Below are 24,382 nucleotides of genomic sequence, written 5' to 3'. Positions count from 1 at the left end.
GCCCCCCGGTGACCAGCACAATCCGACGAGACACCGAGATCAGGTCTGGGCCATGTCCACGAAGCGCGAGTAGTGCCCCTGGAAGGCCACGGTGATCGTCGCCGTCGGGCCGTTTCGGTGCTTGCCCACGATGATGTCCGCCTCGCCCGCGCGGGGAGACTCCTTCTCGTAGGCGTCCTCGCGGTGCAGCAGGATGACCATGTCGGCGTCCTGCTCGATGGAGCCGGACTCACGCAGGTCGGACACCATGGGCTTCTTGTCCGTGCGCTGCTCGGGACCACGGTTGAGCTGCGAGAGCGCGATCACCGGGACCTCCAACTCCTTGGCCAGGAGCTTGAGGTTACGGGACATGTCCGACACCTCCTGCTGACGGCTCTCGGAGCGCTTGGAACCACCGGCCTGCATCAGCTGCAGATAGTCGATGATCACGAGCTTGATGTCGTTGCGCTGTTTGAGTCGCCGGCACTTGGCACGGATCTCCATCATCGACAGGTTCGGGGAATCGTCGATGTAGAGCGGCGCGGAGGACACCTCGGGCATCCGGCGCGCCAGCCGAGTCCAGTCCTCGTCCGTCATGGTGCCCGAACGCATGTGGTGCAGGGCCACCCGCGCCTCGGCCGACAGGAGACGCATCGCGATCTCGTTGCGCCCCATCTCGAGGGAGAAGATGACGCTGGCCAGGTTGTGCTTGATCGAGGCGGCGCGGGCGAAGTCCAGGGCGAGGGTGGACTTGCCCATGGCCGGGCGGGCCGCGATGACGATCATCTGGCCCGGGTGCAGGCCGTTGGTGAGCGAATCGAGGTCGGTGAAGCCGGTGGGCACACCGGTCATCTCACCACTGCGCGAGCCGATCGCCTCGATCTCGTCGAGCGCGCCCTCCATGATGTCGCCGAGCGGCAGATAGTCCTCGCTGGTGCGCTGCTCGGTGACCGCGTAGATCTCGGCCTGGGCGCGGTTGACGATCTCGTCGACGTCGTCGTCGGCCGCGTATCCCATCTGAGTGATGCGCGTCCCCGCCTCCACCAGGCGCCGCAGCACCGCCCGTTCATGGACGATCTCCGCGTAGTACTCGGCGTTCGCCGCCGTCGGCACGGTCTGGACCAGGGTGTGCAGATACGACGCGCCGCCGACCTTGTTGATCTCACCGCGCTTGGTGAGCTCGGCGGCGATCGTGATGGGGTCGGCCGGCTCGCCCTTGGCATAGACGTCCAGGATCGCCTGGAAGATCGTCTCGTGGGCGGGCTTGTAGAAGTCGTGGCCCTTGATGACCTCGACGACATCCGCGATGGCGTCCTTCGACAGCAGCATGCCGCCGAGGACTGACTGCTCGGCGTCCAGGTCCTGGGGCGGGACCCGTTCGAAGGCCGTGCCTCCGCCGTCCCATGCGTCGCTGTCCCTGCCGCGGTCATGCTGCTCGTCTCGGCCCCGGCCCCCGTCGCCGCGGCGGCGCGAGGAAGGCAGACGATCGCTGGGACCGCTGTCGGCCCACGGGTCGTCCAAGGGCTCGGAAATACTCACCGAGCCACCTCCTCCCGTCCGCCGAGCGGACCTCGCCATGCTTCTCAGTTCTACGGCACGGCACTGACAAATGAGACGCCCAACTCCGGTTCTGGCGCGTCGGTTTTGTGATGCTTTTCGAGCCGACGGACGGAGCGGGCGCCGGACCACGGTAGGCCCGCGGGCACCGTCAGCCAATCTGGTTATCCACAGGCCATGTGGACGACGGCCCGGATGCTGTGGAGAACCCCTCAAAACCTGTGCACGACCCGGTGGACAGCCCTGTGAACAAGCTCCCCCCTCCTCTCAATCAGGGGCCCTGACCTGCACCTTCACCGTCCACCGGCTGTGCAGAAGAAAAACTTTCCCGGTCGGCTCAAGATCAGTTCGAACTGTACACAGCGGCGCACACCTTCTGAACGTTAGTAAGGGTCTAATCTCGATTGCATCTCTTACCTGTGGACGATTAGATTGGTGCACATGACACAGGCGTCCGCGACCCCCATGGCCAACCGACGACAGCACGACCGCGAGATCGTCGCACTCGCCGTTCCGGCCTTCGGTGCACTCGTCGCTGAGCCCCTCTTCGTCATGGCCGACAGCGCGATCGTCGGCCATCTGGGCACCGCCCAACTCGCCGGTCTCGGCATCGCTTCGGCCCTTCTCACCACAGCCGTCAGCGTCTTCGTCTTCCTCGCCTACGCCACCACGGCCGCCGTCGCCCGCCGTGTAGGAGCCGGCGATCCCCAGGCCGCCATCCGCCAAGGCATGGACGGCATCTGGTTGGCGCTGCTGCTCGGCGCCGTGGTCATAACTGCCGTCCTGCCCGCAGCACCGTCGATCGTGGAGCTCTTCGGTGCCTCTGACACCGCTGCTCCCTACGCGACCACCTATCTGCGGATCTCGGCCCTCGGCATCCCGGCCATGTTGGTGGTGCTCGCTTCGACCGGAGTACTCCGTGGGCTGCAGGACACCAGGACTCCGCTCTACGTCGCCATCGCCGGCTTCGTAGCCAACGCCGTTCTCAACACAGGCCTCGTCTACGGCGCCGACCTCGGCATCGCGGGCTCGGCCTGGGGCACCGTCATCGCCCAATGGGGCATGGCTGGCGCCTATCTCGTGGTCGTCGTCCGGGGAGCTCGCAGACACGGCGCCTCCCTGCGCCCGGACGCCGCTGGGATCAGAGCCTCCGCCCAAGCCGGTGTCCCTCTGCTGGTCCGCACGCTTTCCCTGAGGGCGATCTTGATGATCGCGACAGCCGTCGCAGCGCGCCTCGGTGACGCCGACATAGCCGCCCACCAGATCATCCTGTCCCTATGGAGCCTGCTCGCCTTCGCACTGGACGCCATCGCCATTGCCGGGCAGGCCATCATCGGGCGCTATCTGGGTGCCGACGACACCGAAGGCGCCCGCCAGGCATGCCGTCGGATGGTGGAGTGGGGCATCGCGGTCGGAGTCGTCCTCGGCGTCCTGGTCGTACTCTCCCGACCGCTGTTCCTTCCTCTGTTCACCAGTGACTCCACGGTCAAAGGCGCCGCCCTGCCCGCCCTGGTGATCGTGGCTCTCTCGCAGCCGATCTGCGGTGTCGTCTTCGTTCTGGACGGCGTGTTGATGGGAGCGGGCGATGGACCCTATCTCGCCTGGGCCATGGTGATCACCCTGGCCGTCTTCGCCCCGGTAGCTCTGCTCGTGCCCACACTGGGCGGCGGTCTCACCGCACTGTGGGCAGCAATGACTCTGATGATGGTGATCCGCATGGTGACGCTCTGGGTGAGAACCCGCTCGGGCCGCTGGATCGTCACCGGTGCGACCCGCTGACCGTTTCACGTGAAACATCGCGGGCTGCCACGTTTCACGTGAAACACCACGCGTTCTGCAACGGCTCCAAGGCATGCAAGAGGGGCCGTACCTCCATAGGTACGGCCCCTCTCACCACTGCTCAAGACAACCGCGGCGGTCAGGCCGCGACGACCTCGATGTTGACCTTGGCGGCAACCTCGGGGTGCAGACGCACGGACGTCTCGTGGGCGCCCAGGGTCTTGATCGGCGAGCCCAGCTCGATGCGGCGCTTGTCGACCTCGGGGCCACCGGAAGCCTTGATCGCGGAAGCGATGTCGGCCGGGGTGACGGAACCGAAGAGACGACCGGCGTCGCCCGAGCGGACGGCCAGACGGACCTTGACGCCCTCGAGCTGGGCCTTCACCTGGTTGGCCTGCTCGATGGTCTGGATCTCGTGGATCTTGCGAGCACGACGAATCTGCTCGACGTCCTTCTCGCCGCCCTTGGTCCAGCGGATCGCAAAGTTCCGCGGGATCAGGTAGTTGCGAGCGTAACCGTCCTTGACGTCGACGACGTCGCCCGCGGCACCGAGGCCGGAGACCTCGTGGGTGAGGATGATCTTCATTAGTCGGTCACCCTTCCCTTATCGCGCGGTGGAGGTGTAGGGCAGCAGCGCCATCTCACGGCTGTTCTTGACAGCCGTGGCGACGTCACGCTGGTGCTGCGTGCAGTTGCCGGTCACGCGGCGGGCACGGATCTTGCCGCGGTCGGAAATGAACTTCCGCAGCATGTTCGTGTCCTTGTAGTCCACGTACGTGACCTTGTCCTTGCAGAAAGCGCAGACCTTCTTCTTAGGCTTGCGCACAGGCGGCTTCGCCATGGTGTTTCTCCTGTGTGATCAAGAAGTGTGGGTACGACCCACCCTCGGCCCAGGGCCTAGAAGGGGGGTTCGTCCGAGTAGCCGCCACCGCCGCCGCCGCCGGAGTTTCCACCCCAGCCGCCGCCACCGCCGCCGCCGGCCGGGCTACCACCGGCGGGAGCACTGGTCGCCCAGGGGTCGTCGGCGGGAGCGCCGCCGCCCTGCTGACCGCCGCCGGGGCCACCGCCCCAGCCGCCGCCACCCTGGCCGCCACCGCTACCGCCGCCGTAACCACCCTGGCCACCGCGTCCGGCACCGCCGGCAGTCTTGGTGACCTTGGCCGTGGCACTGCGCAGGCTGGCGCCGACTTCCTCGACATCCAGCTCGTAGACCGTGCGCTTGACGCCCTCACGGTCCTCGTAGGACCGCTGCTTCAGCCGGCCCTGCACGATGACGCGCATGCCTCGCTGGAGCGACTCGGCGACGTTCTCCGCCGCCTGACGCCAGACCGAGCAGGTCAGGAACAGGCTCTCGCCGTCCTTCCACTCGTTCGTCTGACGGTCGAAGGTGCGGGGGGTGGACGCGACACGGAACTTCGCGACCGCCGCACCGGAAGGGGTGAAGCGCAGCTCGGGGTCATCGACAAGATTGCCGACGACCGTGATGACGGTCTCGCCTGCCATGGGGAACCTCTCGGCGGGTTTGCTGCTCTGGCTGCTTGGTTGCTGCTACTCGAATCCCGGGATCAACTGAGCGGAAGCTCAGTGGGTCTCGGGGCGGAGGACCTTGGTCCGGAGGACCGACTCGTTCAGGTTCAGCTGGCGGTCGAGCTCCTTGACGACCGCAGGCTCGGCCTGCAGGTCGATGACCGAGTAGATGCCCTCGGGCTTCTTCTTGATCTCGTACGAGAGCCGACGACGGCCCCAGGTGTCGACCTTCTCGACCTTTCCGTTGCCCTCACGGACGACGGAGAGGAAGTTCTCGATCAGGGGGGCGACAGCGCGCTCCTCCAGATCGGGGTCGAGGATGACCATCACCTCGTAGTGACGCATGTGGAACCCACCTCCTTTGGACTCAACGGCCACGGTCGTTCCGTGGCAGGAGGGTTGTGATGCGTACGCAACGGTATCGGCCGCCACTGACAATCGGGGCTTCCTCGCGGTAGTCCCGGTCGTGACATGGGCAGACACCGTGCAGACGGTACAGACTACCCGCACACCGGCTTCCGGTTGAAATCCGGCCCCGGGGACGGTCACTCTGTACACATCGGGTGTGTACGGCGCTACGATGCGCCGCCTTCCGCAGGAGGTGCCCTATGGCACAGGCAATGCGACCCAACACCGCCGGAGGCCTCTTCGCCACGGACGGAAAGCCCCATCCCCTCCAGGACACGCTGCTCGCGGTGACCCTGGTGCTGGGCATCACGGCCTTCGTCACGGCGATGTTCCACAACCTGCACCTGCTCAGCTCCTGGGCCGGTCTGGTGGGCATCCTCACCGGTGCGTACGGCCAGTGGGTCTCGGAGACGACCCGTGAGCGCTTCGGGCTGATCCTCGGCCTCGGCGCGGCGGCGGTCGGCTTCTTCCTCGGCATGGCGCACGGCGGCCTCTTCGGTGGAGTCATCAGCTGACGCCACGGGCACCCGTCTCCTCAACATCACCCAAAGCACCACGGAACGCCTCGGCGGCCCATGAGCCGGGGCGCAGGTTCCGTACGCCCAGCCGGGGCGCTCGCCAGGCGCAGTAGGCTTCGGCGCGAGAGCCGGAGCCCCTGTACCCATGGGGACACACCAGCCCGAGGAGCGCCCCGAATGAGCCTGACCCTGAGGACGATCAGTCGCGAGCAGCATCTGGCGTACATCCAGAGCCTGCCGTCGGCGAGCCACATGCAGGTTCCGGCCTGGGCAGACGTCAAGGCGGAGTGGCGCTCGGAGAGCCTCGGCTGGTTCGACGAGCGCACCGGCGAACTGGTCGGCGCGGGTCTCGTCCTCTACCGGCAGCTGCCCAAGATCAAGCGCTACCTCGCCTATCTGCCCGAGGGCCCGGTCATCAACTGGTTCGCGCCGAATCTGACCGAGTGGCTGGAACCGATGCTCGCGCACCTCAAGCACCAGGGCGCCTTCTCCGTGAAGATGGGTCCGCCGGTGATCATCCGGCGCTGGGAGGCCACCTCCATCAAGGCCGGCATCCAGAACCCGGACGTGAAGCGCCTGCGTGACATCGAGGCCGACTTCATCGAACCGCGCGCCTTCGAGGTGGCCGACAAGCTCCGCCGCATGGGCTGGCAGCAGGGCGAGGACGGGGGAGCCGGCTTCGGGGACGTGCAGCCGCGCTACGTCTACCAGGTGCCGCTCGCGAACCGCTCCCTCGAAGAGGTCCACAAGAACTTCAACCAGCTGTGGCGACGCAACATCAAGAAGGCCGAGAAGGCCGGCGTCGAGGTCGTCCAGGGCGGTTACCAGGACCTTGAGGAATGGCAGCGACTGTACGAGATCACTGCGGTGCGCGACCACTTCCGGCCCCGCCCGCTGTCGTACTTCCAGCGCATGTGGACGGCCCTCAACACCGAGGACCCCAACCGGATGCGGCTGTACTTCGCCCGGCACGAGGGCGTGAACCTGTCGGCGGCGACCATGCTGATCGTCGGCGGCCACGTCTGGTACTCCTACGGCGCCTCCGACAACATCGGCCGTGAGGTCCGGCCCTCGAACGCGATGCAGTGGCGGATGCTGCGTGACGCCTACGCGCTCGGCGCGACCGTCTACGACCTGCGGGGCATCTCCGACTCGCTGGACGAGACCGACCACCTCTTCGGTCTGATCCAGTTCAAGGTCGGTACCGGCGGCCAGGCCGCCGAGTACCTCGGCGAGTGGGACTTCCCGCTCAACAAGCTGCTCCACAAGGCCCTCGACATCTACATGTCGCGCCGCTGACGTCGCGCTCTTCGCTTCAATAGCTCGCATACCTCTGATACACCGCAGCGACTAGAAAGGTTCCGGGTCCGGCCATGGCGCTCACGCTCTACGTCGACACCGCGCGCTGGCGGGCGCACCACAAGCACGTGCAGGAGCAGTTCCCGGGGCTCGTCCCGGTCTGCAAGGGCAACGGCTACGGCTTCGGGCACGAGCGGCTGGCGGAGGAGGCCACCCGGCTGGGCTCGGACGTCCTCGCCGTCGGCACGACCTACGAGGCCGCGCGGATCAAGGACTGGTTCGGCGGTGACCTGCTGGTGCTGACGCCCTACCGACGGGGCGAGGAGCCCGTGCCCCTGCCCGACCGGGTGATCCGTTCGGTGTCGTCCATCGACGGCGTCTACGGTCTGGTGGGCGCCCGTGTGGTCATCGAGGTGATGTCCTCGATGAAGCGGCACGGCATCAGTGAGCAGGACCTGCCGCAGCTGCACGCCGCCATAGAGAACGTCCGTCTCGAGGGCTTCGCGATCCACCTGCCGCTGGACCGCACCGACGGCTCGGACGCCGTCGAGGAGGTCATCGGCTGGATGGACCGGCTGCGCGCGGCCCGGCTCCCGCTGCACACCCTGTTCGTCAGCCACCTCAAGGCCGAGGACCTCGCCCGGCTGCAGCAGCAGTTCCCGCAGACCCGTTTCCGCGCCCGCATCGGGACCCGGCTCTGGCTGGGGGACCACGACTCCACCGAGTACCGCGGCGCCGTCCTGGACGTCACCCGCGTCTCCAAGGGTGACCGCTTCGGCTACCGGCAGCAGAAGGCGGCCTCAGACGGCTTCCTGGTCGTCGTGGCGGGCGGTACCTCGCACGGTGTGGGCCTGGAGGCCCCGAAGGCCCTGCACGGCGTCATGCCCCGCGCGAAGGGCGTCGCCCGCGCCGGCCTGGCCACGGTCAACCGGAACCTTTCTCCGTTCGTCTGGGGTGGCAAGCAGCGCTGGTTCGCCGAACCGCCGCACATGCAGGTCTCCATCCTGTTCGTGCCCTCGGACGCCCCGGAGCCGAAGGTCGGCGAGGAACTGGTGGCCCATCTGCGGCACACCACCACGCAGTTCGACCGGATCGTCGACCGCTGAGCGCCCTCAGTGCCCCTGGCGAAAAAGGCCGTCCACGGGATGTCCGTGTACGGCCTTTCACGCGTATGGCTCAACCGGCGTACGCCGTCCAGGGGCTGTTCGCTCAGAGCGAACGGTCCGTGGACTGCGGGTCGCTGCCCCACTCCACCTGTGGGCCGTCGAAGTGGGCCGCGTGCCGCGGCGGATGGGCCGCGGGGCCCAGTACGAAGACGTCCTCGGCTCCGTCGAGCACACCGCCCGAAGGATCGTCGTCGCCGGCCCGACGCACCACGTCCCGTTCCGGCATGAGGATGTCGCGCACGACCACCGCGCACAGGTAGGCCGTGCCCAGCAGATGCACTCCGATGGCCCAGTAGTAGCCGTCGGCCGGCAGTCCCTTGTGAGCGTTGCCGCTGGTCGTGTACGCGAGGTACATCCAGATCCCCAGGAAGTACACCACCTCGCACGCCTGCCAGATGAGGAAGTCCCGCCACTTCGGCCGGGCCAGCACGGCCAGCGGCACCAACCACAGGACGTACTGCGGTGAGTAGACCTTGTTGGTGAGGATGAACGCGGCGACGATCAGGAAGACGAGCTGGGCGAAACGCGGCCGGCGCGGGGCGGTCAGGGCCAGCGCCGCGATGCCCGCGCAGCACAGCAGCACAAGCAGCGTGGCGAAGACGTTGACGGTTTCGGTGCTCAGCGGGTTCCACTTCTGGACCATGATCAGCCAGAAGGAGCCGAAGTCCACGCCCCGCTTCTGGCTGAACGTGTAGAACTTCGACCAGCCGTCGAAGGCGAAGTACATCACCGGCAGGTTCACCACGAGCCAGGAGACGACCGTGCCGCCCAGGGCCTTGCCGAAGTCCCGCCACTTGCCTGCCCGCCAGCACAGTACGAACAGCGGGCCGAGCAGGAAGACGGGGTAGAGCTTCGCGGCCGTGGCGAGCCCCAGGAGGACACCGAAGGCGAGCGAGCGGCCCCGCGCCCACATCAGCATCGCGGAGGCCGTCAGAGCGACCGCAAGCAGGTCCCAGTTGATGGTGGCGGTCAACGCGAAGGCGGGTGCCAGGGCGACCAGCAGGCCGTCCCAGGGGCGGCGGGCGTGAGTACGGCTCACGCAGACGACGATGACGGCCGCGCAGACCATCAGCATCCCGGCGTTGACCATCCAGTACCACTGTTCCTGGTCCTGGATGCTGCCGCTCCCGGGCGTGAGCCAGGCGGCCACCTCCATGAACACACCGGTCAGCACCGGGTATTCGAGGTACTGCATGTCGCCGGGGAGCTTGTCGAAGTACGGGACGAGTCCGTCGGCGAAGCCGCGTCCCTGATAGAGGTGCGGGATGTCCGAGTAGCACGCGTGGGTGTACTGGGAGCTGGCACCGAAGAACCAGCCGCCGTTGTAGCAGGGCGCCTTCTGGACCAGGCCGAGCGCGAACACGCCGATGGCCACGAGCGCGATGACCCGGACGGGCGTCCACCAGGAGGTCCCCAGCAGGGCACGCCGTCCGAGAGGGCCGCCGATGAACTCGCTGCCGTTCCTGGAGACCTCGTCGTCCTTGGTCGGACGCACTGGGTCCGAGTCGTGCACGCTCACTGGCGTCGATTCAGCACTGGGCATGCGGCCCATCCTGCCGTACGAGGCTAGGGGTACGCCGAGGGCCGCCGCACCTGGTGGGTGCGACGGCCCATGTTTCACGTGAAACACCCTCGACGGGGCAAGTGGCGACTAACCGCCTGGACCGCCGAAGAGGCCTCCATTGCCGTTGCCGTTGCCGTTGCCATTGCCGTTGCCACCGTTGGGGTCCGTCGGTGTGGCGGTGGGTGTCGAGGTCACGCCTCCGTCGGTGCCACCGTTGTCCGTACCACCCGTTTCGGAGCACTGCCAGTCGAACCGGCAGCTCTCGGACGCCGTGGGCGTCGGTGACGGGAACGTCTCGCTGGGCGTCGGCGTCGGAGTCGGGGTGGCCGACTCGGTCTCGCTGGGCGTCGGAGTGGGCGTCGGGCTCGGCTCCTCGTTGAGGATCTTACCGATGGGCTCCGGCGTCGGAAAGTCGATCGCCTTCTGGCCCTTCAGCGCCTGCTCCATGTAGTCATGCCAGATCTCGGACGGGAACGAAGCACCGTGGATCTTCTCCTGACCACCCGTTCCGTACATCTCGAGGAACGTGCGGTTCTTCTTGGTCTCGTCGTCGTCCAGCCGGAACATCGTGATCGACGTGGACAGCTGCGGGGTGTACCCGACGAACCAGGCCGACTTGTTGCCGTCAGTGGTACCGGTCTTGCCCGCCACATCACGGCCGGTCAGCTGGGCGTTGGTGCCCGTGCCCTTTTCCACCACGGTTTTGAGAACGTCGGTGACGTTGTCGGCGACGTTCTTCTCGAAGACCTGCTTGGGCGTCACCTTGTGGGTGAAGACGTCACCATCAATGCTCGTGACCCTCTCGACCGAGTACGGCTCGTTCTGCTTGCCGCTGGCCGCGAAGGTGGCGTACGCGCCCGCCATGCGAATCGCGCTGGGGTCGGAGATACCGATGGAGAAGGACGGGAAGTTGGTGCCGGCCAGGCTGTTCTCCTTGAGGCCCGCGTCCATGGCCGACTCCTTCACCTTGTCCAGGCCGACATCCATGCCGAGCTGCACGAAGGCGGAGTTCACCGACTCCCGCATCGCCTCACGAAGGTCGATCTGGTACTTGGGCGGAGAGCCGTAGGACTGCTTGCCGTCGTTCTCCTGGAGCCATTCCTTGCCCTCCTCGTTCTTCCAGATCGAACCGTCGTAGTTCTTGATCTTGAGATCGTTCTTGCCGCTGAACAGGCTCTTCGCGTTGACGACCGTGCGCTCGTCCTGTGCCTGGCTCTCACCGAGATCCGGATTGCGCACGCCCCACTTCATCGCCGCGGCGAGCACGAAGGTCTTGAACGTCGAACCCACCTGGGCACCGGTCGAGTCGCAGTTGTTGGTGAAGTGGGTGGTCGCGTCCTCGCCGCCGTAGCAGGCCCGGATCGCACCGGTGGACGGCTCCACCGACGCCCCTCCGAACTGGACGAAGGTGTCCTTCGTCGGCCGCTTCTTGGGGTCGATGTTCTCCTTGCGGACCTTCTTGACCGCTGCCTCGAGTTCTCTGACCTTCTTCTTGTCGAAGGTCGTGTAGATCGAGTAGCCACCCTGCTGAAGCTGGTCGGCACTGATGATCTTGTTGTTGATCAGATAGGCCTTGGCGAGGTCGACCAGGTAGCCGACCTGACCCTTGAGCTGGGTGTTGGACCGGGGGTTCTGCACCTTGGGAAGCGAGGTGTACTTGGCTCGCTCCGCCGCGCCGAGATGGCCGTACTCGACCATCTTGTCCAGGGTGTCCTGCATCTGCCGCAGGGCTCGCTTGCGGTTGGCGTCAGGCGTGGCGTTGGCCGGATCGATGGAGATCGCGCCCGCCGGGTCGTAGTACGTGGCGCCCTTCAGCGTGGCGGCCAGGAAGGCGCACTCGCCCGGGTCCAGGTCCTTGGCGTTCTTGTTGAAGTACGCGCGCGCGGCAGCCTGGATGCCGTAGGCGTTGCGACCGTAGTAGGCAGAGTTCAGGTAGCCCGCCATGATGTCGTCCTTCTTGACCGTGGCACCCACCTTGATGGAGATGAAGATCTCCTTGAACTTGCGGGTGATGGTCTGGGACTGGTCGTTCAGGCGCGCGTTCTTGACGTACTGCTGGGTGATGGTGGAGCCACCCTGGGTGTTGCCGCCCCTGGCCATGTTGAACACGGCGCGGGCGATGCCCTTGGGGTCGATGCCACTGTCGGTGTAGAAGGTCTTGTTCTCCTGCGAGACGACGGCGTACTGCATCGCCTTCGGGATCTGCGCGAGGTTGACGATCTGACGGTTGGTCTCGCCACCCGTGGAGACCATCTCGGTGTCGTCGGACCAGTAGAAGACGTTGTTCTGCGCCGTCGCGGTCTGCGCCGGGTCGGGCACGGCCACCACCGCGTATCCGATGCCGGCCACGGCCACCAGACTGCCGATGAACCCGATGAACAGGCCTGTCACCAGCTTCCAGGACGGCACCCAGCGCGCCACGCCGTATTTGCCCGCGCGCGGATAGTCGACGAACCGCTTCTTGCCGGGCTCGGACGCGCGACCCCGACCGGCCGACGCCCCGCGCCGGGCTCCGCGGCCAGGCTCCGCCCCTCTGCGGCGACCACCGCCGCCCGTGCTTCTCTGGGCCGCACGGCGGGCCTCGGCACGGCTGCCGTACTGACGTTCCTCGCCTCCCGGGCCGTACGGTGCCGACTCCTGGGAGCTCGTCCCATAGGAGTCGGCAAGAGACCCGGTGGCGCCTCGCGGAGCCGCGCGGCGGCCGGAGGACGAGCCGGACTGGCCGCGTCGGGCCGCGGCACGTCCGCCTCCCTGCGGCTGCGGCGGTTTGCGACGGTGCTCGCTCATCGAACGACTACTCCTCGGGCAGGCGCACCTTTGCGCGCCTGGAAACGGCGGCTGGTTTCCGGTCCCCCCGAAGTACGGATGTGGTCGGTCCCGCATTCATCCGTACCGCACCGGGACAGCGACGCCCCCCAGGCGTCACTCGGTTCCCGGTGGTGTGCATGCCGCACAGACTACGCACCGTCAAAACCCGCCGAGCCCCGAAGTTCACCCCAAATCAGGCAACTTGGCTCGCATGAAACATTGATGTGATCCCGTTCACCGTCCCCCCACTTGTCGCTTGCGGAAGAGCGTTCTATCGTCTTGATGTATCGAGTCGATACATCGGTGCGACACAACGACGAGGAGGCGACGATGAGCCGGCGTTCCGGGATCCTCGAATTCGCCGTACTCGGCCTGCTCCGTGAGTCCCCGATGCACGGCTATGAGCTGCGCAAACGTCTCAATACGTCACTGGGTGTGTTTCGTGCGTTCAGCTACGGCACGCTCTACCCCTGCCTCAAGACGCTGGTCACCAACGGCTGGTTGATCGAGGAACCGGGGAACACCCACGAGGACGCCCTCGCCGCACCACTCGCAGGGCGTCGCGCCAAGATCGTCTACCGGTTGACGGCGGAAGGTAAGGAGCACTTCGAGGAGCTGCTCTCGCAGACGGGTCCCGACGCGTACGAGGACGAGCACTTCGCCGCTCGTTTCGCCTTCTTCGGGCAGACCTCGCGCGACGTCCGCATGCGAGTCCTCGAAGGCCGCCGCAGCCGGCTGGAGGAGCGCCTGGAGAAGATGAGTGCCTCGTTGGCACGCACCCGGGAGCGCCTCGACGACTACACGCTTGAGCTCCAGCGCCACGGGATGGAGTCCGTGGAGCGCGAAGTGCGCTGGCTGAACGAGCTCATCGAGAGCGAGCGGGCCGGCCGGGATCTCAAAGGTCCCGGCCATGGAGAACCCACTCGCGACACCACAGAGGGAGCGCCGGGCGTCCTGCCCCGGCCCGGGGACAGCCCCGGTCCGGATACGCCCGGCGACACCGCCACGTGAGGTCCCTGCCAGGGCCTCACTCGTACACACAGGGAGCAACCGGAATGGGTTCGGTTCGCGTAGCCGTCGTCGGCGTGGGCAACTGCGCCGCGTCGCTGGTTCAGGGAGTCGAGTACTACAAGGACGCCGACCCGGCGTCGAAGGTCCCCGGGCTGATGCACGTCCAGTTCGGCGACTATCACGTTCGTGACGTCGAGTTCGTCGCGGCGTTCGACGTCGACGCGAAGAAGGTCGGTCTCGACCTCGCCGACGCCATCGGCGCCTCCGAGAACAACACCATCAAGATCTGCGACGTGCCGAACACCGGCGTGACCGTCCAGCGCGGTCACACCCTCGACGGCCTCGGCAAGTACTACCGCGAGACCATCGAGGAGTCCGACGCCGAGCCGGTCGACATCGTCCAGATCCTCAAGGACAAGCAGGTCGACGTTCTCGTCTGCTACCTGCCCGTCGGCTCCGAGAACGCGGCGAAGTTCTACGCCCAGTGCGCCATCGACGCCAAGGTCGCCTTCGTCAACGCCCTTCCGGTCTTCATCGCCGGCACCAAGGAGTGGGCGGACAAGTTCACCGAGGCGGGCGTCCCGATCGTCGGTGACGACATCAAGTCCCAGGTCGGCGCCACCATCACGCACCGCGTCATGGCGAAGCTGTTCGAGGACCGCGGCGTCGTCCTGGACCGCACGATGCAGCTGAATGTCGGCGGCAACATGGACTTCAAGAACATGCTCGAGCGCGAGCGTCTCGAGTCCAAGAAGATTTCCAAGACGCAGGCCGTGACGTCTCAGATCCCCGACCGGGATCTCGGCGCGAAGAACGTCCACATCGGCCCGTCGGACTACGTGCAGTGGCTCGACGACCGCAAGTGGGCCTACGTCCGCCTCGAGGGTCGCGCCTTCGGCGACGTGCCGCTGAGCCTGGAGTACAAGCTGGAGGTCTGGGACTCCCCGAACTCCGCGGGTGTCATCATCGACGCCGTGCGCGCCGCGAAGATCGCCAAGGACCGCGGTATCGGCGGCCCGATCCTCTCGGCCTCCAGCTACTTCATGAAGTCCCCGCCGGTCCAGTACTTCGACGACGAGGCGCGCGAGAACGTCGAGAAGTTCATCAAGGGTGAAGTCGAGCGCTAAGGCTCACTCAAAACGCTCCTGCCAGGGCTACAGAGGGTCCCCGGGTTGTATCGACCCGGGGACCCTCGCCGTGTGTGAGGCTGTGCCCCATGTCCGTCGTCCGTGATCTGCGTGTCCTTCTCCGTTTCCGGGACTTCCGACGCCTGCTCACCGTGCGTCTGCTCTCCCAGGGCGCGGACGGCGTCTACCAGATCGCGCTCGCCGCCTACGTCGTGTTCTCCCCTGAGAAGCAGACCTCCGCCACCGCGATCGCCTCCGCGATGGCAGTCCTGCTGCTCCCTTACTCCTTGGTCGGTCCTTTCGCAGGCGTCCTCCTGGACCGCTGGCGCCGCCGCCAGGTCTTCCTCTACGGCAATCTCGTGCGCGCCCTGCTCGCATCGGCGACGGCCGCCCTGATGCTCAGCCACGTGCCGGAGTGGCTCTTCTACGTCTCCGCTCTGTGCGTCACCGCCGTCAACCGCTTCGTCCTGTCCGGTCTGTCCGCCGCACTGCCCCGTGTCGTTGACGAAGAACGGCTGGTGATCGCCAACTCCCTTTCCCCGACGGCGGGAACGCTCGCAGCGACCGCGGGCGGCGGCCTTGCTTTCGTCGTACGCCTCCTGGTCGCCGACTCCGACGCGGCCGTGGTGGTGCTGGGAGCGGGGCTGTACTTGTGCGGTGCGCTCGCCGCACTGCGCATGCCACCGGAACTGCTGGGTCCCGACCGCGAGTTGATCCAGACCCGCCTCGGCGCTGCCCTCGCCGGAACGGCGCGTGACCTGACGGGCGGCGTCCGTCATCTGGCCGCACCCACACGTCGCTCGGCCGCCCGCGCGCTCGGCGCGATGTCGGTCATGCGGTTCTGTTACGGCGCTCTGCTCGTCATGGTGCTGATGCTCTGCCGGTACACCCTGACATCCCATCCCAACGACGGTCTCGCCCTTCTGGGCCTGGCGTTGGGAATCTCCGGTGCCGGCTTCTTCGTCGCCGCGGTCATCACCCCCTGGGCCGCAGGAAAACTCGGACCGGAACGCTGGATCGTCGTGTGCGCGGCAACCGCCGCGGTACTGGTGCCCGCCCTCGGGCTCCCTTTCGCCACCGCGCCCATGCTCATCGCGGCATTCGTGCTGGGCTTGATCACCCAAGGCGCGAAGATCGCCACTGACACAATCGTGCAGTCCTCCGTCGACGACGGATTCCGGGGCCGGATCTTCTCCGTCTACGACGTCCTCTTCAACATCGCCTTCGTGGCGGCTGCGGGAGTAGCCGCCCTGATCCTGCCGGCGGACGGCCGCTCGGCAACCTTGGTGGTCACGGTCGCCGTCCTCTACGCAACGATCGCCGTGTCGATGACGCGGGAACGGCAGATGGCGACGGACCGATGAAGGGGCGATGTTTCACGTGAAACACCGCCCCTCGATGCGTCCGGGGTCATGTTTCACGTGAAACATGACCCCGTTTCACGGCCTCAGTCCTGAGCGGCCCACCACTGTTTGAGCGCAGCCACCGCTTCGTCGTGCTTCATGGGCCCATTCTCCAAGCGAAGCTCCAGCATGTGCTTGTACGCGCGGCCCACCGCAGGGCCGGGTGCCACGCCGAGGATCTCCATGATCTGGTTGCCGTCGAGGTCGGGCCTGATCGAATCCAGCTCCTCCTGCTCCTGGAGTTGGGAGATCCGCTCTTCCAGACCGTCGTAGGCACGCGACAGCGCGGCCGCCTTGCGCTTGTTCCTGGTCGTGCAGTCCGAGCGGGTCAGCTTGTGGAGCCGGTCGAGCAGCGGCCCCGCGTCCCGCACGTAGCGGCGAACCGCCGAGTCCGTCCACTCCCCGGTGCCATATCCGTGGAAACGCAGATGGAGTTCGACGAGCCGCGAGACGTCCTTCACCAACTCGTTGGAGTACTTGAGCGCCGTCATCCGCTTCTTGGTCATCTTCGCTCCGACCACTTCGTGGTGGTGGAACGAGACCCGGCCGTCCTTCTCGAAACGGCGGGTGCGCGGCTTGCCGATGTCGTGGAGCAACGCGGACAGGCGGAGGGTCAGGTCGGGCCCTTCCTTCTCCAGCGCGATGGCCTGCTCCAGGACGATCAGCGTGTGCTCGTAGACGTCCTTGTGCCGGTGGTGCTCATCGCTCTCCAGTCGCAGGGCCGGGAGCTCGGGCAACATATGCTCGGCAAGCCCCGTGTCGACCAGCAGCGTCAGGCCCTTACGCGGATGGGTGGACAGGATGAGCTTGTTCAGCTCGTCCCGGATCCGTTCGGCGGAGACGATCTCCAGACGCGCGGACATCTCCGTCATCGCGGTGACCACCTCGGGCGCCACCTCGAAGTCGAGCTGCGCCGCGAAGCGGGCGGCCCGCATCATCCGCAGCGGGTCGTCCGAGAAGGATGCCTCCGGAGTGCCCGGCGTCCGCAGCACACGCGCCGCGAGGTCGTCGAGGCCACCGTGCGGGTCGATGAACTTCCTCTCCGGGAGCGCGACGGCCATCGCGTTCACGGTGAAGTCACGCCGGACCAGGTCCTCCTCGATGGAGTCGCCGTACGACACCTCGGGCTTGCGTGAGGTGCGGTCGTACGCCTCGGACCGGTAGGTGGTCACCTCGATCTGGAAGCCGTCCTTCTGCGCCCCCACCGTGCCGAAGGCGATCCCGACCTCCCACACAGCGTCCGCCCACGGCCGAACGATCTTCAGAACGTCCTGCGGGCGGGCGTCGGTCGTGAAGTCCAGGTCGTTGCCGAGCCGGCCGAGCAGTGCGTCCCGTACCGACCCGCCGACCAGGGCGAGTGAGAACCCGGCCTCCTGGAAGCGGCGGGCGAGGTCGTCGGCGACGGGTGCGACTTCCAGCGGTTGGTTCACCGCTGGGTTCTGCACCCGATTCGGGGCACTGAGGCTGTCTTCCTTGGCGTTCGGCACAACAGAAGAGGGTACGTGGCCCCGGCACCCTCGGGCGCCTCCATTAAACGTGCACAGACTCGCCATGCAGACCTGCACAAGGTCTGCCCCGGAGACTCACGGGCGTGCTCCCCTTTATACGTGCACATTCGGGACAGTGCGGCAGCGTCCCCCGATCTTGTGGAGCAGTCCGCGGCACTTCCCCTCAGCGCGCATCGTTACCATGCGTGGACGCACATTCCGACGACCACTGACGACGACGAGGGACGGGCGAGCGCGTGGCCGAGGCGGCAGACTTCCAGGGGACGAGTCCCTCACCTGCCCGCCGCTGGTTGCGGCGCACCGGGGCCCTGCTCGCAGGGGTGCCCCTCATGGCCGGCCTGTGCCAGCTTCCCGCCGCAGCTCCCGCCCAGGCCGCCGACGATTCCGGATCGGTGTCCGTCGCGATCGACACACTCAGCCCCACCGCACCTACGGACGGTGACACGCTCACCGTGTCGGGGACGGTGACCAACAACGGCAAGCAGGCCGTCACAGCCGCGCATGTGGGCCTGCGGGTGGGCCCGGAGCTGAACACCCGCTCGTCGATCGACACCGTCACCGACGACCGGGACTCCCTCCAGGGAGCCACGGGGTCCGAGATCGGCGGCAAGTACGTGGCGAAGTTCGCGAAGCTGACCCCTGGGGTGGCCGAGCCCTTCTCCATCTCCGTGCCGGTCGACGAGCTGGACCTCGGGGACGCCGGCGTCTACCAGTTCGCCGTCTCCCTGTCGGGCAGGACCTCGGCACAGCCGTGGGACCAGCCGCTCGGCATCCAGCGGACCTTCCTGCCCTGGCAGGCCGACGAGGCGGACACGAAGACGAAGACGACCTTCCTGTGGCCGCTGATCTCCACCGTGCACATGACTGCGGAGACCGGTTCGAACGCCCAGCAGACGCCGGTTTTCCTCAACGACGACCTCGCTGAGGAGATCTCGGCGGGCGGCCGACTGGACCAGATGCTCTCGCTGGGCCAGAACCTGGACGTCACCTGGGTGATCGACCCGGACCTGCTGGCGTCCGTCGACGCGATGACCCGCAGCTACCGGATCCAGGGTGCGGGCGACACCACCACCCCGGGCACCCACCAGGCAGTCGCCAAGCAGTGGCTGGCCAGGCTGCAGAAGGCGGTGGAGGACAAGGAGGTCGTCGCGCTTCCCTTCGCCGACCCCGACCTCGCTTCCCTGGCCCACAACGGCACCAGCGTCACCGGTTCCCTCAGCCACCTGGACGAGGCGACCGACGTCGCGGCCACCACGGTCAGGACCGTGCTCCACGTGACGCCGAGCACCGACTTCGCCTGGCCCGTGAACGGCGCGGTGGACCCGTCGATCGTCAAGGTCGCCACCTCCGCCGGCGCCGACAAGGTGATCGCCCGCAGCGACAGCCTCCAGGAGACCGCCGGACTGTCGTACACCCCCTCCGCGGCCCGCCCCATCGGCGGCGGCACCACGGCGGTCGTCGCGGACGCGCGGCTGTCCACGTCCTTCCAGGGTGATCTGACCAAGGCATCGTCCGCCACGCTCGCCGTCCAGCGGTTCCTCGCCCAGAGCCTCGCTCTCGACCTTCAGACGGACAAGCCGCGCAGCATCGTGGTCGCCCCGCAGCGCACGCCCACGGCGAGCCAGGCCGGCGCCATGGCCGCAGCGATCACCTCGTTGCAGGGCGGCAACTGGTCGCAGGCCCAGAAGCTCACGGCTGCGGCCGCGGCCAAGCCGGACCCCGGGGCCACCACCAGGGTGCCCTCCGCGTCCGCCTATCCCACCTCGCTGCGCAAGCAGGAGCTGCCCAAGTGGGCCTTCCAGCAGATCGCGAGCACGCAGAACAAGCTCGACAACTTCAAGGTGATCCTCTCCGACCAGTCCCGCGTCGTGACCCCCTTCGGACGGGCCGTGAACCGCGAGATGTCCACGTCGTGGCGGGGCCGCGGCACCGAGGCGAGCGGCTTCCGCAACGACGTGGAGGACTACCTCGACGAACTGACCTCCCAGGTCAGTCTGATCGACAAGTCGGAGACCAAGCTCTCCGGCCGCAGTGCCACGATCCCCGTGACGGTCCAGAACAACCTGGTGCAAGGAGTGGAGCACCTCCGGCTCCGACTGACCTCCCTGAGCCCGAACCGGCTCGAGATCGGCGGCTCCTCCTACGACGAGCAGGCGGTCGAGGTCTCCGGTGGCCACAGCCAGACGGTGAAGTTCACCACGACGGCCAACGCCAACGGCAAGGCATCGGTGATCGCCCAGCTGTACACCGAGAACGGCCAGCCGTACGGCGAGGCCGTCAGGTTCGACGTGAAGGTCACCGAGTTCACGGCCACCGTGATGCTGGTCATCGGCGGCGGCGTCCTGCTGCTGGTGCTGGCAGGATTCCGGATGTACACCCAGCGCAAGCGCGCCGCCGCCCGTGCGGCCGAGCAGAACGGCCCGGGCGACGAGGCCGACGAAGCCGCGGAGGCTCCGGAGAACCTGGAGGGCCCCGAGGACCGTCTCAAGGAGGAGACCGGCACCGGGCCCGGGTCGGACGACCCGGAGCAGCCGAGTGACCTGACGGCGGACACCGCAGCGGAAAACGCCGACCCGTCCGGCACGGGTGAGAGAGTGGACCGTTGAGGATGTCGTGGCCGGTGGGCCCGGGACGATGAGGTGGGGTAACCATGAACGCGCCGTACGACGGTGATCGCGGTCAGGGCGCGGACAGCTCGGGTCGCCCCGAGGGGCCGCCGCCCGAGCACGGCCAGGTGCCGCCGCAGGCTCCCGCGGACATGTACCTCCAGGACGCCTACGACCAGGACCCCTACCGGGCACAGGACCTGCATGCCCAGGACCCGGTCGCCGAGGCTCTGTACGACCGTGCCGCACATCCCCCGCCGCCGCCCGGCACCTATCAGCCGCAGCAGCCGCTGTACTCCCAGCCGCCCCAGTCCCCTTACGCACCGGACCCGCACGTGTGGGCGCAGACCCCGGCGCCCGAGCCGGAGGGCCCGACGCAGTACCTGCCGTACGGCGACAACCCTCGCACCACGCAGTTCGTGGGGGTCGACGACCTGGTGAGCCAGGCCGGCGAGGAACGCCATGAGCCGGACGCGTTCGCACATCTCTTCCGCGACCAGCAGCAGCGCGGCGGCCGCCCGACGGATCCCCCGTCGGTGCCGGGGCCTGGCGGGCCGTCACCGACACCGCAGTTCCAGGCACCGGCCGCCCCCGCGCCCTCGGCCGACGAGACCATGAATCTCGGTACCGCGCCGGCTGCGGCGGTGGCTGCGGCACCCGCGGCTCCCGCGCAGAAGGGCGGCAAGGCCGGGGGCCTGCTGAAGTCGAGCGCCGTGATGGCGGCCGGCACGATGGTCTCGCGCCTCACGGGTTTCATCCGCTCGGCGCTGATCGTGTCCGCGCTCGGCACCGCCTTCCTGGGCGACTCCTTCCAGGTGGCCTACCAGCTGCCGACCATGATCTACATCCTCACTGTCGGCGGTGGTCTGAACTCCGTCTTCGTGCCGCAGCTCGTACGCGCCATGAAGGAGGACGACGACGGCGGCGAGGCCTTCGCGAACCGGCTCCTGACGCTGGTCATGGTGGCTCTCGCCGCGCTCACCGCCCTCACCATGTTCGCCGCGCCGCTCCTGGTACGTGCACTGTCGAACCCTGTGGCGACCAACCCCGCGGCCAACGAGGTCGCCATCACCTTCACCCGCTACTTCCTGCCCTCCATCTTCTTCATGGGCATTCACGTGGTGATGGGACAGATCCTCAACGCGCGCGGCAAGTTCGGCGCGATGATGTGGACTCCGGTCCTCAACAACATCGTCATCATCGTGACGCTCGCGATGTTCCTGTGGGTGTACGGCACCGCCGGGCACTCCGGTATGAGCGTCACGAACATTCCGCCGGAGGGGCAGCGGCTGCTGGGTGTGGGCATCCTGCTCGGCCTCGTGGTGCAGGCGCTCGCGATGATCCCGTATCTGCGCGAGACCGGGTTCCGGCCGCGTCTGCGCTTCGACTGGAAGGGCCACGGCCTCGGCAAGGCCGCGATGCTCGCGAAGTGGACCATCCTGTTCGTCCTCGCCAACCAGGCGGGCGCCCTGGTGGTCACCCAGCTCGCCACCGCAGCCGTCGCCGACACCAAGATCGCCGGCACCGGCTTCAGTGCCTACGCCAACGCTCAGCTCATCTGGGGCCTCCCGCAGGCCATCATCACCGTCTCGCTGATGGCCGCCCTGCTGCCGCGCATCTCCCGCTCTGCCGCGGAGGACGACGCCGGCGCGGTCCGTGACGACATCTCGCAGGGCCTGCGGACCACAGCGGTCGCCATCGTGCCCATCGCTTTCGGCTTCCTGTCACTCGGCATCCCGATGTGCACGCTGATCTTCGGTGCCTCCAGCACCGGCGCCGCCACGAACATGGGTTACATGCTGATGGCCTTCGGCCTCGGCCTGATCCCCTACTCCGTGCAGTACGTCGTCCTGCGCGCCTTCTACGCCTACGAGGACACCCGGACGCCCTTCTACAACACCGTCATCGTGGCGGCCGTCAACGCCGCAGCCTCCGCCGCCTGTTACGCCGTGCTGCCGCCCCGCTGGGCCGTGGTCGGCATGGCCGCCTCGTACGGTCTCGCCTACGCGATCGGCGTCGGCGTCGCCTGGAACCGGCTGCGCAAGCGCCTCGGCGGTGACCTGGACGGCAACCGCGTCCTGCGGACCTACGCCCGACTCTGCATCGCCTCCGTCCCGGCGGCGCTGCTCAGCGGAGCGGTCTGCTACGGCATCGGTCACTCGCTCGGCCAGGGAGTCGTCGGTTCGTTCGCCTCTCTCATCGCGGGCGGCGCGGTTCTGCTCGTGATCTTCTTCGTCGCAGCACGCAAGATGCGGATCGAGGAGTTGAACTCACTGGTCGGCATGGTCCGGGGGCGTCTGGGGCGCTGAGGCAGGGGTACGCGCACAACCATCGTCCGCCACTGTGTGTCGTGCATAGCGGCGGACTGTGGGCACAATTGGATTCTGCGTCGCACGGCGCGCAATGAATGGGGAGGCAGGGAACGACGGTGGCGGAACGGAGCACGGCTGCCGTCGACGTGGCAGACAACAGCGGTGACGAACCGCTGACCGCCAAGGCGGACCAGTCCACGGCCGACGGCGTGGCCAAGAACCGGGAGCGGGACACGGAAGACGTCGAGGCACAGGGGAGTGGCGGGACCGAGAGTCCTGGTAAGGCGTCACCGCCGGAGTTGCACAGCGGCCACAAGCTCGCAAGACGCTACCGTCTCGAGGAGTGCGTCACCCGTCTGGACGGGTTCAGCAGTTGGCGTGCCGTCGACGAGAAACTCCGTCGGGCCGTCGGTGTGCACATCCTGCCCGCGGACCATGCGCGGGCGCGTTCCGTCCTGGCCGCGGCCCGTTCGTCCGCGCTGCTGGGCGACCCGCGCTTCGTGCAGGTCCTGGACGCCGTCGAGGAGAACGACCTCGTCTACGTCGTCCACGAGTGGCTGCCCGACGCGACCGAGCTGACCACCCTCCTCGCCCCCGGCCCGCTGGAACCGTACGACGCCTACCAGATGGTCAGTCAGGTGGCGTCCGCCATGGCCGCGGCCCACCGTGAGGGGCTCGCGCATCTGCGGCTGAACCCGAACGCGGTCCTGCGTACGTCGAGCGGGCAGTGGCGCATCCGCGGCCTCGCCGTGAACGCCGCGCTGCGAGGCGCCAGTTCGGAGTCCCCGCAGCGTACGGACACCGAGGCGATCGGAGCGCTCCTGTACGCGGCGCTCACCCAGCGGTGGCCGTACGAGAACGACGCCTACGGTCTCGCCGGTCTCCCCAAGGACGTCGGCCTCATCGCGCCCGACCAGGTGCGCGCGGGTGTCCACCGTGGGCTGTCCGAGCTGTCCATGCGGGCGCTCGCCAACGACGGTGCGACCGCCTCCCGGCACGAGTCGGCGTGCACGACGCCCGAGGAACTGGTCAAGGCGATCGGTGAGATGCCCCGCATCCGCCCGCCGGAGCCGGCGTTCACGGCCCCGCCCGAATACCAGCGCACGACGTACCAGCAGGGTACGTACGGCCGCCCGGCACCGCGCCCCGGTGTCACCCAGCCCGTACCTACCCCGCCACCGCCGCTGCAGAGCCGTACGGGCCGGGCCCTGAAGTGGGCGGTCTCTGCCCTCCTCATCGCCGCGCTGGGCCTCGGCAGTTGGCAGCTCGCGGACGCGCTGATGGACCGTGGCGGCAAGTCGGACGAGAACCAGACCCAGACGAACGACGACGGCGACAAGAGCCCGACGAAGAAGGCCAGCGCGCCGATCACCATCGCCAAGGGGTACGACTTCGACCCGTTCGGCGACGGATCCGAGAAGCCGGCCGACATAAGCAAGGCGTACGACAGCGACACCTCGTCGTACTGGCAGACGGACTACTACGCGGGCGCCGACTTCGGGAATCTCAAGCCGGGCCTGGGGATAATCCTCGATCTCGGCAAGGTCCAGGACATCGGCAAGGTCACCGTCACGTTCAAGGGCGACACATCTGTCGAGCTGCGCGCCGCCTCGAGTGACGCCAGTTCCAGGCCGACCACCTTCGACGCCTTCACCAAGGTCGCCGCGGGCTCCGGTACGGGTGTCCCGCTCAAGCCGGACAAGGCTGTGAAGTCCCGCTACCTTCTGGTCTGGCTGACCAAGCTGCCCCTGACAGAAGAAGGCACCTACCGCGGCCGGGTGGCGGACATCAAGGTCACCAGTTAAGGCGG

Annotated in this window: 18 protein-coding genes; 10 read left to right on the top strand and 8 right to left on the bottom strand. The window is 67.5% G+C overall.

Features of this window, described 5'->3' with window-relative positions; all coding sequences use genetic code 11:
* Window positions 1-39 precede the first annotated feature (39 nt).
* On the bottom strand, window positions 40-1,518 hold the full coding sequence (dnaB, locus tag ABZT93_RS18170; protein WP_356105504.1) for a replicative DNA helicase: 1,479 nt from the start codon (window positions 1,516-1,518) through the stop codon (window positions 40-42).
* Window positions 1,519-1,977: 459 nt separating this feature from the next.
* On the opposite strand from dnaB, the gene ABZT93_RS18165 reads away from it, so the two are divergent.
* Window positions 1,978-3,315, top strand: coding sequence for an MATE family efflux transporter (locus tag ABZT93_RS18165; RefSeq protein ID WP_356105502.1), 1,338 nt, complete (start codon window positions 1,978-1,980; stop codon window positions 3,313-3,315).
* 139 nt (window positions 3,316-3,454) lie between these two features.
* On the opposite strand, the gene rplI is transcribed toward ABZT93_RS18165, so the two are convergent.
* The 4 genes from rplI to rpsF all read right to left on the bottom strand — a co-directional run bounded on the left by rplI (window position 3,455) and on the right by rpsF (window position 5,187).
* Window positions 3,455-3,901, bottom strand: coding sequence for a 50S ribosomal protein L9 (gene rplI, locus ABZT93_RS18160; RefSeq protein WP_020134131.1), 447 nt, complete (start codon window positions 3,899-3,901; stop codon window positions 3,455-3,457).
* Window positions 3,902-3,919: 18 nt separating this feature from the next.
* On the bottom strand, window positions 3,920-4,156 hold the full coding sequence (gene rpsR, locus ABZT93_RS18155; RefSeq protein WP_003949403.1) for a 30S ribosomal protein S18: 237 nt from the start codon (window positions 4,154-4,156) through the stop codon (window positions 3,920-3,922).
* A gap of 56 nt (window positions 4,157-4,212) precedes the next feature.
* Entirely contained in the window at window positions 4,213-4,818 is a 606-nt protein-coding gene (locus ABZT93_RS18150; RefSeq protein ID WP_356105499.1) for a single-stranded DNA-binding protein, read from the bottom strand.
* A gap of 78 nt (window positions 4,819-4,896) precedes the next feature.
* Window positions 4,897-5,187 carry a 30S ribosomal protein S6 gene (rpsF, locus tag ABZT93_RS18145; RefSeq protein WP_007383258.1) on the bottom strand — a complete coding sequence of 97 codons (291 nt, stop codon included), beginning with the start codon at window positions 5,185-5,187 and terminating at the stop codon, window positions 4,897-4,899.
* A gap of 263 nt (window positions 5,188-5,450) precedes the next feature.
* Here rpsF and ABZT93_RS18140 point away from each other — a divergent pair, with 263 nt between their 5' ends.
* The 3 genes from ABZT93_RS18140 to ABZT93_RS18130 all read left to right on the top strand — a co-directional run bounded on the left by ABZT93_RS18140 (window position 5,451) and on the right by ABZT93_RS18130 (window position 8,173).
* Window positions 5,451-5,765: a hypothetical protein gene (locus tag ABZT93_RS18140; protein WP_356105496.1), complete on the top strand. Its 315-nt coding sequence runs from the start codon at window positions 5,451-5,453 to the stop codon at window positions 5,763-5,765.
* A 180-nt stretch (window positions 5,766-5,945) separates the two neighbouring features.
* Window positions 5,946-7,067, top strand: coding sequence for a peptidoglycan bridge formation glycyltransferase FemX (gene femX / locus ABZT93_RS18135; protein WP_123761879.1), 1,122 nt, complete (start codon window positions 5,946-5,948; stop codon window positions 7,065-7,067).
* A gap of 74 nt (window positions 7,068-7,141) precedes the next feature.
* Window positions 7,142-8,173, top strand: a complete 1,032-nt coding sequence (locus ABZT93_RS18130) for an alanine racemase (RefSeq protein ID WP_355748755.1) — start codon at window positions 7,142-7,144, stop codon at window positions 8,171-8,173.
* Between the two features lie 103 nt (window positions 8,174-8,276).
* On the opposite strand, the gene ABZT93_RS18125 is transcribed toward ABZT93_RS18130, so the two are convergent.
* A complete protein-coding gene (locus ABZT93_RS18125; RefSeq protein ID WP_356105493.1) occupies window positions 8,277-9,776 on the bottom strand; it encodes a glycosyltransferase 87 family protein in 1,500 nt (499 codons plus the stop codon).
* Window positions 9,777-9,884: 108 nt separating this feature from the next.
* Window positions 9,885-12,584: a transglycosylase domain-containing protein gene (locus tag ABZT93_RS18120; protein ID WP_356105491.1), complete on the bottom strand. Its 2,700-nt coding sequence runs from the start codon at window positions 12,582-12,584 to the stop codon at window positions 9,885-9,887.
* A 351-nt stretch (window positions 12,585-12,935) separates the two neighbouring features.
* On the opposite strand from ABZT93_RS18120, the gene ABZT93_RS18115 reads away from it, so the two are divergent.
* From ABZT93_RS18115 to ABZT93_RS18105, 3 genes are all read left to right on the top strand, one after another.
* Window positions 12,936-13,616 carry a PadR family transcriptional regulator gene (locus ABZT93_RS18115; protein WP_356105488.1) on the top strand — a complete coding sequence of 227 codons (681 nt, stop codon included), beginning with the start codon at window positions 12,936-12,938 and terminating at the stop codon, window positions 13,614-13,616.
* Between the two features lie 44 nt (window positions 13,617-13,660).
* Window positions 13,661-14,743: an inositol-3-phosphate synthase gene (locus ABZT93_RS18110; RefSeq protein WP_356105485.1), complete on the top strand. Its 1,083-nt coding sequence runs from the start codon at window positions 13,661-13,663 to the stop codon at window positions 14,741-14,743.
* Window positions 14,744-14,832: 89 nt separating this feature from the next.
* Window positions 14,833-16,107, top strand: a complete 1,275-nt coding sequence (locus ABZT93_RS18105) for an MFS transporter (protein WP_356105483.1) — start codon at window positions 14,833-14,835, stop codon at window positions 16,105-16,107.
* A gap of 83 nt (window positions 16,108-16,190) precedes the next feature.
* Here ABZT93_RS18105 and ABZT93_RS18100 read toward each other — a convergent pair whose 3' ends face one another.
* On the bottom strand, window positions 16,191-17,633 hold the full coding sequence (locus ABZT93_RS18100) for a CCA tRNA nucleotidyltransferase (RefSeq protein WP_356105480.1): 1,443 nt from the start codon (window positions 17,631-17,633) through the stop codon (window positions 16,191-16,193).
* A gap of 257 nt (window positions 17,634-17,890) precedes the next feature.
* Here ABZT93_RS18100 and ABZT93_RS18095 point away from each other — a divergent pair, with 257 nt between their 5' ends.
* The 3 genes from ABZT93_RS18095 to ABZT93_RS18085 all read left to right on the top strand — a co-directional run bounded on the left by ABZT93_RS18095 (window position 17,891) and on the right by ABZT93_RS18085 (window position 24,377).
* On the top strand, window positions 17,891-20,260 hold the full coding sequence (locus ABZT93_RS18095; protein WP_356105477.1) for a DUF6049 family protein: 2,370 nt from the start codon (window positions 17,891-17,893) through the stop codon (window positions 20,258-20,260).
* Between the two features lie 44 nt (window positions 20,261-20,304).
* Window positions 20,305-22,569: a murein biosynthesis integral membrane protein MurJ gene (gene murJ / locus ABZT93_RS18090; protein WP_356105475.1), complete on the top strand. Its 2,265-nt coding sequence runs from the start codon at window positions 20,305-20,307 to the stop codon at window positions 22,567-22,569.
* A gap of 119 nt (window positions 22,570-22,688) precedes the next feature.
* Entirely contained in the window at window positions 22,689-24,377 is a 1,689-nt protein-coding gene (locus ABZT93_RS18085) for a protein kinase family protein (RefSeq protein ID WP_356105472.1), read from the top strand.
* The last annotated feature ends 5 nt before the right edge of the window (window positions 24,378-24,382 follow it).

Origin of the sequence: Streptomyces sp. NPDC005303 (assembly GCF_040607335.1) — a bacterium.
Lineage (GTDB): Bacteria > Actinomycetota > Actinomycetes > Streptomycetales > Streptomycetaceae > Streptomyces.
The sequence above is the reverse complement of the archived record's forward strand: the minus strand, read 5'-3'. Positions and strand labels throughout refer to the sequence as shown.